This window comes from Flavobacterium supellecticarium, from assembly GCF_004801375.1.
Lineage (GTDB): Bacteria > Bacteroidota > Bacteroidia > Flavobacteriales > Flavobacteriaceae > Flavobacterium > Flavobacterium supellecticarium.
On record NZ_SSNZ01000002.1, the window covers coordinates 745,657 to 760,581 of the forward strand.

Consider the following 14,925-nt stretch of genomic DNA (forward strand, 5'->3'; position numbering starts at 1 on the left):
GGTCGGGCTTTTTTTCGATCGGAAATAAGCTTGTCCGGTATTTTTTCAAAGGTACGACAAGCCTGATTTTTGGTCAAAAGATTTAAGAAAGAAATCCGGATGTTTTATTAACAGCCTGTATGGAACGTGTAAAAAAGAGTTATCAACAGCAGATAATTTTACGGAAAGTAGTAGGATTGTGGCAGCTTATCCGGTATCGGAAAAAAGTTATAAACAGATTTTTCCTTGATTCGTTTTTACCTTTTAAAACGACTTATCAACAGTTTGTATCCGGAGCTATTTTGTTCCAATATAAAATAGAAGTCAGATAAGACGATTTTATCTAAAATGATTTTAAATAAGTGGCTTGTAGCCGTATTCTTATTTGTTGTTTGGAATCAAACAGTTATGAAATTAAATGCAATTAAGTTGCGTTTATTAAAATAATTGTATTTTTGTTCCCGAAAGGATATTTTTTTGTCCTGATATTTCTATATAAAACATAAAAGCTATGACAAAAACGACTTATGATGTTATTATTGTAGGAGGAAGTTACTCCGGTTTATCCGCTGCAATGAGTCTGGGACGGGCTTTGCGACAGGTATTGGTTCTGGACGATGGAAAACCCTGCAACCAGCAAACGCCACATTCCCATAATTTCCTGACACACGACGGAGAAACGCCACAACATATTGCCGCAATTGCCAGGGAACAGGTTAGCCGTTACGAAACGATCCGTTTTTATAAGGGTCGTGCAACAGAAGCTAAAAAAACAGCCGGGAATTTTGAAATCAAGACGGATGACGGTAGCGTTTTTACCGCCAGACGACTGTTATTTGCTACCGGTTTAAAAGATAACTTTCCGGATAATAATGGCTTCGCAGCTTGTTGGGGTATTTCGGTATTACATTGTCCGTACTGTCATGGATATGAAGTAAAGGGACAACCAACCGGAATCATCGCCAATGGAGATGTAGCCTTTCATTATGCACAACTTATCTTTAACTGGACCAAAAAGCTGACGATTTATACCAATGGAAAATCGACACTTACAGAGATACAGGAACAAAGAATAAAAAGCAATTCAATTGCGATTATTGAAAAAGAGATTGCTTCCCTCGAACATGAGCAAGGGAAATTAAAAAAGATCGTGTTTCAAGATCAGAGCAGTGTGCCGCTTCAGGTGGTCTATTTCCGCCCGGAATTCACACAAAATTGCCCGTTACCGGAAACATTGGGCTGCGAAATAAATGAAATAGGCTTACTAAAAGTAGATTCATCTTTTAAAACGACTATTGAAGGGGTATATGCATCAGGCGATTGTTGCAGCATGCGAACCGTGTCAGTTGCTGTCGCTACAGGCACTCAGGCCGGAGCTTTTATCAATAATGATCTGGTGACGGAAGATTTTGTTAAGTGGTAAGGTGTTGATTTTTAGTGATTAATGCTTTAAATGGGTAATAAAAGTAAAATTAACCCATCCGGAAGCTTTTTTCCTAACCTTAAAATGCTATTTTTGTTTTTTAATTTTTAACAAAATATAATATTATGAAAGACTTATTAACGAAGATCAACGCCGAAATTGATGCATTCAAAGCCGAGTCAGAATTACAAGTTGAAAAAGGAAATAAAGCTGCAGGAACAAGAGCTCGTAAATCTGCTTTAGAACTAAGCAAATTATTAAAAGAGTTCAGAAAAGTATCTGTAGAAGAATCTAAAAAATAAGAAGCTATAGCAGGTGTATTTTCATTTATAAATGCACAAGGTTATAACAACATCGAATGCCACCGGACTACCGGTGGCATTTTGTTTTTGGAGGAATCGGTATAAAAACAGTTGTTTCTGTATCTTTGTCGGACCAAAACAGGAATTAGACATTACAGTTTATTTCCACCATAAATAGTAAAACCATGCAAACCCAATCCAAGACGATAACGCAATTACTAAAGGAGAATCCCCTTTATGTATTTGCACTAAATTCCGAAGCAGGAGAACTGTTTCAAGACGAGAAAACCCTTTTTGTTGGTATTGGGAAAGTCAACGCAGCCTATCATTTGACCCGTGAAATTCAGCGAAACCGACCAGAGTTGATCATAAATCTGGGATCGGCTGGGAGTACTACCTTTACAAAAGGAACTGTAGTAAATTGTACCCGTTTTATCCAACGGGATATGGATGTAAGAGGATTGGGATTTGATTTGTATAAAACCCCACTTTCGGATGAGGACATCGTGTTGGAATACGGATTAACAATTCCGGGTTTACCGGAAGGAATTTGTGGAACCGGCGACAATTTTGAAACCAATCACGATACAACCGATTATACCGTTGTGGACATGGAGGCTTATGCGATGGCACTGATTGCGAAGCAGGAACAGATTCCGTTTTTATGTTTAAAATACATTTCGGATGGTGCTGATGGTGCTGCAGCGGAAGACTGGACAATTCAGGTGCATAACGCAGCAATAGCTTTTAAAAAAGTGTTGGATTCGATCGCTGTCACTTCACAACCAATCGTATAAAGTGTCGGATAAAATGGAGTAGCCTTTTTTATAAGAATGGCCTATACTGGTAGTCCGCTTTTGGATTAATTTTGAAAGTCAAAAAAATAAAAACATGTTATTTTCCATTCAAACACCCTTAGAAAACGATAAAGTCGGGTTATACCCGTTACAGGAAACCGATTTTGCCTCCCTTTTTGCCCTGGCTTCGGATCCAAAAGTCTGGGAACAACATCCGAACAAAGACCGGTGGAAAGAAGCCGTTTTTCGTGTTTTTTTCGACGGAGCGATGCAAAGCAAAGGCGCTTATAAAATTGTAGACAAAACGACCGGAGAAGTCGCCGGATGTACCCGTTTTTACGATTACGATGAAAAAGAAAACACGATTCTGATTGGTTATACTTTTTATGCGGTACCATTTTGGGGAACCGGAATCAACCCGTCTGTAAAGAGATTGATGATGGACTACGCTTTTCAATTTGTCGACGCAATTGATTTTCATATTGGTGCAACCAATTACCGGTCGCAGATTGCCATATCGCGGCTTGGCGTAACCAAAATTGCCGAAGAAAACATAGCCTATCATGGCGAAACGCCCAAGTTGAATTTTATCTACCGGATCCGGAAACAGGATTGGGAAACCATCGAAAAAATATAAAAACAGCAATAGTAAAAATGACGATTCAAAACGAGTCGTCATTTTTTTTGGAATGCAGTGGTAGGTATAACGGTCGATTGTAAACAGAGTTCTAAGAAAGCCGGATTATTTGGTTTGGCTATAGCGGATTTAACGCTTATATAACTTTTTTTACCTTGTATTTACTTAAATTTATAAGGTTAATCTTTAAAAAACAGTAAGTATGAAAGCAGTACGATATTTTGGACATAAAGATGTCAGAGTAGTAACCGATATGGAAAAACCGGTTCCGTCGGGTGATGAAGTACTATTAAAAATTGGAGGAGCCGGTGTTTGTCATTCCGATTTACATATTATTGATGAAGGGATTGTTTCGGGAGTTACGTTTACATTAGGACACGAAAATGCCGGTTGGGTAGAAGAAGTGGGACAGGATGTAAAGGGTTTTAAAAAAGGTGATGCTGTATTGGTTTACGGTCCGTGGGGATGTGGACATTGCAAACCGTGTCAGCATTCGCAGGAAAATTATTGCGATCATCAGTCGGAACAGGCTTTTGGAGGTGGATTAGGACTTAATGGCGGTATGGCCGACTATATGTTGGTACCATCTTCCCGTTTATTGGTTCCGATTCATGACCTTGATCCGGTAATTGCAGCACCTTTAACGGATGCTGCTTTGACACCCTATTCGGCTATCAAACGATCGTTACACAAATTAATGCCCGATGAATATGTAGTAGTAATTGGAGTTGGCGGATTAGGACATGTGGCCTTGCAAATACTAACAGAAATGAGTGGTGCTACGATTATTGCCTGCGATATCACTCCGGAGCGACTGGAATTTGCTAAAAAACTGGGCGCTGCTTATGCGATCAATTCGATGGATAAAGATGCAGCGGAACAAATCCAGAAGATTACCGGTATCCGAAAGGCCAAAGTCGTAATCGATTTTGTCGGAGCATCGTCTACAATTGACCTTGGTACGAAGGTAGTTGGTCTGGATGGTGACCTGACTATTGTTGGACTGGGTGGTGGAAAATACGAATACAATATGAACGGCTTACCCTTTGGTGTAAGCATGACCAATCCGTATTGGGGTTCGCGTACCGAGTTAATGGAAGTTATCAGATTGGCCCGACAAAAGAAAATTCATATTGAAGTTGAAAAATACAATCTGGACCAGGCCGTGGAAGTATATGATAAATTGCGAAACGGACAAATAAAAGGGCGTGCTGTTTTAATCCCATAAACCACCAATAAATCATAAAAAAGCGACTGCTGGAAAACTCTGGCAGTCGCTTTTTTATTGTTATACCGAAAAATAAATCGGGAATTGCGATAAAAAAACTATCTTTGTTGTACAAAAATGTGATCTACATGTGAAAATAATTTCTTTCAGGCACTACTAAACCGCGGACTACAAAGTACTCCCGGATGTTTTGTTTCACCTCTAAAGAAAGAAATTATGTTGCTTTTACAGCATGTCTCCTATATGCATCCCAATAGGGAGCTTTTATTTGACGACCTGAATCTGGTTGTTAACAATTATGACAAAATAGCCTTAATCGGGCATAACGGCGTAGGAAAGTCCACGTTGTTTCGTATCATCACCGGATCCGTACCCATTTCCGGAGGTCAGTGTACTATTCGTACCGAACCGTATTACATCCCACAGGTATTCGGGCAATTTAACCGGCTTACCGTGGCCGAAGCTTTACGGATTGACAGAAAATTACAGGCACTATCCGAAATCCTTTCCGGTACTGTAACCGAAGAAAATTTTACGACGCTCAATGACGACTGGACTCTGGAAGAACGTTGTCGGGAAGCCCTGCTTTACTGGCAATTGGACGATATCGACCTGAATCAGCCGATGCATACGTTAAGCGGCGGACAAAAAACCAAAGTTTTTCTGGCCGGAATAACGATCCATCAACCGGAATTGATTTTGTTGGATGAGCCCAGTAACCATTTGGATTATGCTGGTCGTGAATTATTATACAACTTTATACAGTCTGACAATAGAGCTATGATCGTAATCAGTCACGATCGCAAACTGCTTAATTTACTGGATATAACCTGCGAACTAACCGCAAATGGTATTATGACCTATGGCGGGAATTACGATTTTTATAAGACTCAAAAAGAAATCGAAAACAACGCCTTACATCAGGACATCCAGAGCAAAGAAAAAGCCTTAAAAAAGGCCAAAGAAAAAGAGCGGGAAACCTTGGAGCGCCAACAAAAACTGGATGCAAAAGGAAAAGGAAAACAGGAAAAAGCAGGTGTGGCAAGGATAATGATCAACACCATGCGAAATAAAGCCGAAAACAGCACGTCAAAACTAAAAAGTGTACATGCCGAGAAAATAGGTGGCATCACAAAAGAGTTGCAAAATTTACGGGCTACAGTAGCGGATATCGACAAAATGAAATTTGGTTTTGGACTACCGGCATTGCATAAAGGCAAATTGCTGTTTAAAGCATCAGGACTAAATTATTCGTATGACGATAGGCCACTATGGAAATACGATTTAAACATTGAAATCGCTAGTGGTGATCGTATAGTGATAAAAGGGAATAATGGTTCTGGAAAGACGACATTGATTCAGATTATTTTGGGCAATTTGCAATCGGAAATCGGAACCATTCACAGCATACCGATCAAAACAATTTATATCGATCAGGAATATTCACTAATTGATAACCGTATAACGGTATACGAACAGGCGCAGCAATTTAATACAACTGCTTTACCGGAGCACGAAATAAAAATGCGTTTAAATCGGTTTTTATTTACCTACGATGATTGGCAAAAGCCTTGTAAAGTATTAAGTGGCGGAGAGCGAATGCGTTTGTTGCTTTGTGGTCTTACTATTGGTAATGAAGCACCGGACTGTATTGTTTTGGATGAACCGACAAATAACCTCGATTTACAAAATATCGAAATTCTTACCGCTTCGATCAATGAATACAAAGGAACCCTGCTTGTTGTTTCCCATGATGAGGTTTTTCTGGAGCAGTTGCATATTGAGAGGGAAATAATTTTATAATGTTGTTATTACTTCTTTACACCTGACAGGTTTTTAAAACCTGTCAGGTGTTTGTGTTAAAAAAACTGTTGAGTGTTTGTATAGAGGATAAATTATATTCGTATTGCGAATAATACACTTTTATTGTTTTAAAATGCAGTCTCGAAATCTGAATGATATACCATAATACACATATTGTAATTTATAAAGATTCTATTTTTCACAGATTGCAATTCTTTCTTTTTGAATAGCGCTAATAAAGAGTTAGCTTTGCAGTCCACTAACTTAATTGACAATAGTTTAATGACAAAAATGACGAATCGTGCCTTACTACAAAGCAGGATTTCGGCACTACTATTGCCATGTCTTTTTCCGATGGTATCTCAGGCACAGGATATCTTATGGGAAAAATCCTATGGCGGTAAACATGCCGAATTCCTGGCAGATGCGCTGCCTACGCCCGACTATGGGTTCCTCTTAGCAGGCAGTTCCTTATCCGACAAAAACGGAAACAAAGAAATGGCTTCCAGCGGTAATTTCGATTACTGGCTCTGGAAGATGGATGAACACGGATCGGCCGAATGGCAAAAAAGCTATGGCGGCTCCGGTATGGATTTTCTACAAAGTGTACAACTTACGACCGATGGCGGTTTTATTCTGGCCGGAGTATCGGATTCTCCGAAAGGCACTGGTAAAAAAGACGACTCCAAAGGTCATAATGACTTCTGGATCGTAAAACTCGACGCCAAAGGAACCGAACAATGGCAACGTACCATTGGCGGTAACGGTCAGGAGCAACTAAGTTGTATCCGACGTACCAAAGATGGTGGTTATATCGTTGGCGGTTCGTCTGCATCGGGAAAATCGGGTGACAAAACGGAAGCCAATTTTGGGAACCTGGATTACTGGGTGGTCAAATTGAGTTCCGATGGTACCATCGAATGGCAGAAAGCCTACGGCGGAAAATACCTGGATCAACTTAAAACGGTGGAACAAACCCCGGATGGTGGCTATATCATCGGCGGTTATTCCAATTCCCCGGCCTCGGGTAACAAGCTGAATGACAACATAGGCGCGGGTGATTACTGGATTCTTAAAACCGACAAACAGGGCGGAATCGAATGGCAGCGTACCTTAGGCGGTGATGGGGATGATAACCTGACGGCACTGATCCAATGCAAAACCGGCGGCTATTTATTGGGCGGAAGTTCCAATTCAAATCCATCGAACGATAAAAGTAAGGCCAACGGTAAAGGAACTGACTTTTGGGTGGTACGATTGGACACCGACGGACAAACGATCTGGCAGGAAACCTATAATTATGGTAAAACCGACCTGCTAACTTCGATTATTGAGAATGACGATCATACCTTTTTGATTGGTGGGTATGCCCATACCGAAGTAGGCGAAGGCAAAAAAGATAAAAAAGACATCAACGACTATATCGCGGTAAAAATAAACGATAAAGGTGAAGAAGTATGGAGTAAAACCGTAGGAAGTGATGGTGAAGACATCTTAGGCCGCTTGATCGAAACCCGCGATGGCGGATATTTACTGGCAGGAACCTCCAAAGGAAAACCCTCGCGCGATAAAAACGGCGGTAATGGAGGTAGCGATTTTTGGGTGGTAAAGCTTAAAGATCGTTATAAAAAAGAACTGGACAAACCGGCCATCGAAGCTCTTCCGAACCCGGCACAACAATTCACGAACATCATTGTGGGTTACGATTTCCAAACGGGAACGGCCTCCGTATTTGACCTTTCCGGCCGACAACTGCAACAGTTTTCGATCGATAGTCGCACCGTACCGGTAGACTTAAGTCCGTACCCGGAAGGTATCTATATCGTAGAAATCCGTACCAACGTACAACACAACTCGGTAAAAGTCATTAAGGGTATCCAACCTAAATAAGAAATCACATGAAAAAAATACTACTCACCTTACTGCTTTTAGGGCTTTATGGGACAACTATGGCTCAGGAAACACCTCCACCAAGCCCTAATGCAATGGTCGTACCCGAGGTTACCAAACCTTCGGTGGACGCCTTTGCCTTAACCAAATTCGGGGATATCCCGATTAATGAATACACCGGAATGGTCAATGCTTCGATTCCGCTGTATACCCTGCAATCCGGGCATCTGTCTTTACCGATAACTTTAAATTATAATGCTGCGGGTGTTAAAGTAAGCCAACCGGCCACCTGGACGGGAATTAACTGGACACTTAGTGCCGGAGGGGTGATCACCCGAACGGTAAACGATAAACCCGATGAAGCCGATTATCTGGAAGGAAGGCTGACGGCCGAAATGATTGATCCGGCCGGTTTGTATAACGGTTCCTCTCATGCCATATGGTTAAACCGGATTTTTGCGAAGCTACGCAGGATATGGGATGTGAAGCCCGATCAGTTTTATTTTAATTTTCCGGGCTATTCCGGTAGCTTCTTCTTTGATGTGGATTTTGTGCCACGTCTGACTAAAGCGGATAGCAACCTTAAAATTGAAATAATGGGAAGTGATCCCGATAATAAGATTCGTTTCCGCCAGTCGCAGGAATTTCGTCTGATCACCCCTGAAGGCATTAAATATTATTTTGGAGGTGCTACTGCCACCGAAACCACCTTTGTTGGAACGCGTATGGATAACCCCTATGTGCCAACGGCCTATTATCTGACCCGAATTGATCATCCGGAAAGTGGAACCATTATGTTGGAATACGACTCGGATTCGGTAAACAAAACGATCCGTATGGATCAGGTGGAAAACCTGACTGTTAAAGTGTATGAATTCGATACCAGTACCCGCGACTGTGTTCGACCGCCAACGGTTGAACAGGATCATACTACCACCCTTAACAATACGATTACCGCTAATGGAAAGACTTTAACCAAGATAAAAGGAGCTGGCTCCGAAATTACGTTTAACAGTACCAATGGTTCTTCATTACATTATCGAAAAGTGTTAAACAGTATTGAGATCAAACAGGGAGCCACAGTGGTCAATACGATCAACTTAACCTATCTGTTTCCAGGTTTACCAACCTTTTCAGAGCGTTTTTTTCTGACCAAAGTCGAGTTCAATAAAAACAACAACTATGGCCACGGACGTAAATACGAACAATATACTATGGAATACGATGATCCGTTAGCCTTACCAACCCGGACGAGTTCGGCGCGCGATGCATTAGGATATTATAACGGTAAAACGTTTAATTCGACAGCCTTGCCACAAAACAACGATTTGTACTTCCATAATTACTATCCGAATCTGGCCGATAGAAGTTCCGATTTTGCCAGCGCGGTAAAAGGAGCACTAAAGAAAATTATTTATCCGACCGGAGGGTATTCGGAATTTGAATACGAAATGGAAAAATCCAAAGACTATGTTACGGATGGCCTTACAATGGATATCTGGCGTAACAATACCGCGAGAAACCCGGTAAACAAAACATCGGTAAACGGTGCTATTACAGGAGATTTATACCAAAATCCAGATGGAACCTTTGGCTTTACTGGTGCTTTTGAAAACCAGACGATTAAAGGGATTATCAATGTCCTTTCGACTAGTCAGATGGGACATACCGATGTTATTGTGTTGAAAATTTCGGATTTGTCCGCAAACACTATACAAGAGATTACCTTCCGTATGCCGGATGGCAATCAGGAGATTGGAACCGGTAGGTATGATTTTTCAAAGGAATTTACTTTTGATATTGTAAAAGACCATCAATATGCTTTTCAGTTATATAACAACTACCAGTTATCCACGACTCAGTTTGATGCCCAACTTTATTTTACCTATCGCAAAGGAACCAAACTAATAGACGACGGAAAGTTACGGGTTAAGCGTACAACGGATTATACAGCCGCAAGTGAGCAGGCTTTTGTAAAACGGTACTACTATACTTCCATGGAAGATTATTTTAAAAACCCATTGGATTTGGTAACCTTTAAAAAGAACCACGAGTATATTACCGATTGGCAATTGACCAAATGTTGTAATGGAGGTGGCGAAGCGCCACTGGAACAAAAGCAACAGTTTGAGATCAACTTTAGAACGTTTTCGTCCAATCCGCTTACCCCAATTAGCGAACTGGAGCGTAACTACGAGCACGTACTGATCAGCTATGGTGGCGATAACTTTGAACTGGGTGGAAAATACAAACGCTTTAATAACTCCGTTCTGGGAATCAATCAGGATATATGGCCGATACATCAGAGTGTTTTTCAACAGGAGCGCGCCAGCTATAAAGGAAATGCCGGAGATATTTACCAGGGTACCTTACTGGAAGAAATTGACCTGACAAAACGCGGCAGCACCTTGTATAAGGTTCGGCAAAAAAACTGGCAATACCGTTATGAAGATCAGGCAAGCATCACTGGCGTTATCGGAGGATATGCCTACTTTAACTGTTTGTTCAAACAAAGTGGGATTACCAACTTTGACCTGCGTAAATACCAACTGTTATCTCGAAAAGTACAGTTAGTCAAAGAGAAAGCCTATGATTTTACCACACCGGTACTCTATACGGTGAATGTTGACAATAACCCGGATGCTTATTTGTCCACTACAACTGACTATTGGTATGATGGGCTAATAGGTTTACCGACCATGATTGTAACCACCACAAGCGAAGATGGGATGGTAAGCCGCATACATTACTCGTATGCGGATCAGGTGAATCTGGTGCCGGATGCGACACCTTCACAGATCACGGCTCTTAATAAGCTTGTCGAATTAAATAAAGTATCGGAGCCGATTACGGTTCGCACTTTCTACGGACTTGCTAATGGAATTCCGCCATTGACCGGAACCAAAATAACGTATTATAAAAGCTGGAACAACAATCCGAACCGGATTTTACCGGAGCTAGTGCGTTTTTCAAAGGGAAGCGGCGCTTTGGAAGACCGTATCCTGATCGAAAAATACGATGCGTATGGAAACATGGTGCAAGTACGGCTTAAGGATGGTGCCCCTACCTATTATCAATACAACAGTCGTAATCAGGTAACGCTTAAAATTGAAAACTATGCCCCAGCTGATCCCGTTGACGGAAATGAGGAAGTGACGTTACCGGAACCAATACCGGGAGGTCCTTGTACCATAAGTCAAACCTTTCCCGGGTCTATTGTGACGTATTATTACTATGATGCTACGACCTTTTTATTAACCCGAACACTGGATACCAACTGTCGAAACACCTACTATGAGTATGATAGTCTAATGCGTTTAAAGCGTATTAAAGATCATGATGGCAATACTATCGAAGAGTACGACAACAATTACCGAACCAACTAAAACCAGCAGTATGAAAAAATTACTTATAGCCTTGATGTGTGCTCCGGTTTTAATGGTGGCACAAACCAATTCACAGAACTGGACCAAGAAAACGACCTATCGGGAAGCCAATAGCGGCCGACCGGCTTCGACGGTGACCTACTACGATGGTCTTGGCCGACCGGTACAGCAAAATATAAACAAACAATCCGGTACCGGAAAAGATCTGATCACCCATATCGAATACGATTTAGGACGTCAGTTAAAAGAATACTTACCGTATCCGGCCACGACCAACGATATGAGTTATCAGGCCGGCGCGCAGTCGGCTACCTTAAGCTATTCGCAATACAGCGGACAATATCCGTTTAGCGAAAAAATAGTAGAACTGTCGCCATTGGCACGTACCTTAAAACAAGGCGCACCCGGGACAGATTGGCAGGTAAACCCAAATGCAGATACGGACCATACGATAAAATTGGACTATCTGACTAATGGTGCGAACGAAGTAAAAAACTATTTTGCAACAACCACCTGGGACAATACCAATGGCGTCTATACGATACAGTTACAGGATAAGGGCTATTATGCTGCAAGCCAATTATATAAAACGGTGACCAAAGACGAAAACTGGAAATCGGGCAGTAATAATACCACCGAGGAGTTTAAAGATAAAAACGGCCGTGTGGTTTTAAAGCGTACCTATAACGATGGCGCACACGATACTTATTATGTTTATGATATCTACGGAAACCTAACCTATGTCATCCCGCCGTTAGTAAACAATCCGACGGCACAACTGGACGATTTATGCTATCAGTATAAGTACGATTCCCGCAACCGTATGGTCGAAAAAAAGCTGCCGGGCAAACAATGGGAGTTTATCGTGTATGATAAAATCGACCGTGTCGTGGCTACTGGACCCGCTTTATCGCCTTTTGGCGGTACACAAACCGGGTATCTAATCACCAAATACGATGCCTTAAACAGAGCCGTTTATACCGGATGGTTGCAAACCACATCTACCCGAGCAACTATGCAGTCGCAATACAATGCAGCGGGGACTATTGTATCGGAGGAGCGAACCAAAGTTAATGTGACAGTAAACGTGGATAATATAGCGATCAGTTATACCAATTGGGTTATTCCAACCAGCGGAATGAAACTGCTTACAGTGAATTACTACGATAATTATACCTATGTCAATGCTATTACACAACCAGAAGCACCGCTTCAAACCGAAGCGACTTCAGTAGCCGGACTACCGACCGGAAGTTGGGTACGCGTAGTAACGACTCCATCGGAAACGTTTAACGAACAAAGTTATACATTATACGATCCGAAATACCGTCCGATTCGAACCTATACAACCAATCATTTGGGCGGCTATACCCAAGTAGACAGTAAGCTGGATTTTAGCGGAAAAGTAGAATTTACGCAAACCTATCATAAATTGAATAGCAGTAGCCCGGAGTATACGATCAAAGATTCTTATACGTATACCGATGAAGATCGATTGCTGACACATGTCCATCAAATTAATGGCGGTGCTGAGGAGCTTATCACCAAAAACACCTATGATGAACTGGGACGTTTGGAATCCAAAATTGTAGGCGGATCGGATACTACCGGAACCAGTGGTATGCAAAAAGTAGATTACCGCTATAACATCCGGGGTTGGCTAACGGATATTAACAACAGTGCACCTTTGGGAGATCTGGGACTTACTTTGGACGAAGGTGACCTATTTGGCTTTAAGATCAATTACAATCGGGTAACGGAAACCGACGAAGACGGCATTATGTATTTTGGTTCATCTAGTGCCTATGGGAACGTAAAACCGTTATATAACGGTAATATTTCAGAGACTTTTTGGAAAACTAACAGTGATAATGTCCTTCGGAAATATGGTTACCGATATGACAATTTAAATCGTTTATCCGGAGCTTATTATCAAAAGCCATTATCCGTTGAATCTATAACAAATTCGTATGATGAATATGTTAACTATGATAAAAATGGAAATATCACTTCCCTGAAACGTATGGGGAATCTGGATCATCCTAATTTTGTTATTAATATCGACGATTTGTCCTATACCTATAACGGAAACCGCCTGATGCGGGTAAACGAAGCAACAAACAATCCGGAAGGTTTTAAGGATAACGGTTATGGAAATACCTATAACGATTATGCCTATGATGCAAACGGTAATATGACTCAGGATGCCAATAAAAAGATTACGAATATTGTTTATAATCACTTAAATCTGCCAACAGAAATTCTGTTTAGTGATGGTAATAAAATTGCTTATATTTACAACGCAACCGGAGTTAAGGTACAAAAAAGTGTACTGGATGGTGGTAGTACATCTCGTGTAGATTACCAACAGGGGTTTCAATATGAGAATCAGGAATTATCGTTTTTCCCACATACAGAAGGCTATGTTAAGGTAACGGAAGGTAACTACTTTAACTATGTTTATAATTACACGGATCATTTAGGGAATATCCGAATGAGTTGGACCTGGTATCAGAAAAGTGGTAGTGTGGCGGTAATGGAAGAAAACCATTATTACCCGTTTGGTTTAAAACACCGTGCCTATAATGTAGAATCGTATACCTATGCAATGCCAATGGACGGTTCTCCGGGATATAATATACCGGAACTGGTTGATGAAACGGTTGATAATCCGAATCCGTATAAATATAAATACAACGGGAAAGAGCTGCAAGATGAACTGGGGCTTAATGTTTACGATTATGGCGCACGTAATTATGATGCTGCAATTGGTCGTTGGATGAATATTGACCCGCTGGCGGAAAATTCCAGAAGATGGACACCGTACAATTATGCCTATAATAACCCAATGTATTTTGTTGACCCTGATGGTATGCAGGCTGAACATAATCCTTTTAAAGGTTTAGTGAAAGCTGTAAGAGAAACAATAGCTAGTGATTTAAGAGCTGTAAAAAATACTGTAACAAATACTCTAAATCAAATCAAAACATTCGTAAATGAATCTAAATTAGAATTTAAAGTTGAAGGAAAAGTTAATGTTGGTCTTCAAGCTGGAGGAAGTGTTAAATTAGGAGGTTCTAAGGTTGCATTATATGGTAATGGAACGTCGATAACTTTAGCCGAAGGAAAAATGACTCAAACGGAAACGGATTATGCACCAATAAAAACATCTGGAAATTATATTGGAAAGGATGATAAAGTTGAAGCATCACAAGGTGCGGAAGTAGGTTTTGGTTTAGCCTCAGCATCAGTAGAACGAAAACATGAATCTAATGTATATCATGGAGGTGTTCAAAATGAAACAGTCAAATCCGAAGGAGGTATAGGTATTGGTCCTTTAGGTGTAAATTATAGTAATGAGAAAAATTTAGAAACTAAAAATAAAGAACAACGATTAGAAACAAAGGTTGGTGTTAAAGGAGCCCTAGGTATAGGTTTTGATGTTAATGTTACTTTTGGATTAGTTAAAAAGCAATAAAT

Annotated in this window: 9 protein-coding genes; all 9 read left to right on the forward strand. The window is 40.9% G+C overall.

Annotated elements, in window-relative coordinates:
* Nucleotides 1–490 precede the first annotated feature (490 nt).
* The 9 genes from E6C50_RS08105 to E6C50_RS08145 all read left to right on the forward strand — a co-directional run bounded on the left by E6C50_RS08105 (nt 491) and on the right by E6C50_RS08145 (nt 14,923).
* Entirely contained in the window at nt 491–1,402 is a 912-nt protein-coding gene (locus E6C50_RS08105) for an NAD(P)/FAD-dependent oxidoreductase (RefSeq protein ID WP_136402699.1), read from the forward strand.
* A gap of 125 nt (nt 1,403–1,527) precedes the next feature.
* Nucleotides 1,528–1,704, forward strand: a complete 177-nt coding sequence (locus tag E6C50_RS08110; RefSeq protein ID WP_136402700.1) for a histone H1 — start codon at nt 1,528–1,530, stop codon at nt 1,702–1,704.
* Between the two features lie 185 nt (nt 1,705–1,889).
* The gene (locus tag E6C50_RS08115) at nt 1,890–2,501 is read left to right on the forward strand and encodes a phosphorylase family protein (RefSeq protein ID WP_136402701.1); all 612 of its coding nucleotides are present in this window, start codon (nt 1,890–1,892) and stop codon (nt 2,499–2,501) included.
* 94 nt (nt 2,502–2,595) lie between these two features.
* Entirely contained in the window at nt 2,596–3,138 is a 543-nt protein-coding gene (locus tag E6C50_RS08120) for a GNAT family N-acetyltransferase (RefSeq protein WP_136402702.1), read from the forward strand.
* Between the two features lie 202 nt (nt 3,139–3,340).
* Complete coding sequence (locus tag E6C50_RS08125; RefSeq protein WP_136402703.1) at nt 3,341–4,366, forward strand: NAD(P)-dependent alcohol dehydrogenase; 1,026 nt, start codon at nt 3,341–3,343, stop codon at nt 4,364–4,366.
* Nucleotides 4,367–4,582: 216 nt separating this feature from the next.
* The gene (locus E6C50_RS08130; RefSeq protein WP_136402704.1) at nt 4,583–6,169 is read left to right on the forward strand and encodes an ABC-F family ATP-binding cassette domain-containing protein; all 1,587 of its coding nucleotides are present in this window, start codon (nt 4,583–4,585) and stop codon (nt 6,167–6,169) included.
* A 291-nt stretch (nt 6,170–6,460) separates the two neighbouring features.
* Nucleotides 6,461–8,059 carry a T9SS type A sorting domain-containing protein gene (locus E6C50_RS08135; RefSeq protein ID WP_136402705.1) on the forward strand — a complete coding sequence of 533 codons (1,599 nt, stop codon included), beginning with the start codon at nt 6,461–6,463 and terminating at the stop codon, nt 8,057–8,059.
* Nucleotides 8,060–8,067: 8 nt separating this feature from the next.
* Entirely contained in the window at nt 8,068–11,445 is a 3,378-nt protein-coding gene (locus E6C50_RS08140) for a hypothetical protein (protein WP_136402706.1), read from the forward strand.
* 10 nt (nt 11,446–11,455) lie between these two features.
* Complete coding sequence (locus E6C50_RS08145) at nt 11,456–14,923, forward strand: DUF6443 domain-containing protein (protein WP_168732771.1); 3,468 nt, start codon at nt 11,456–11,458, stop codon at nt 14,921–14,923.
* Nucleotides 14,924–14,925 lie beyond the last annotated feature (2 nt).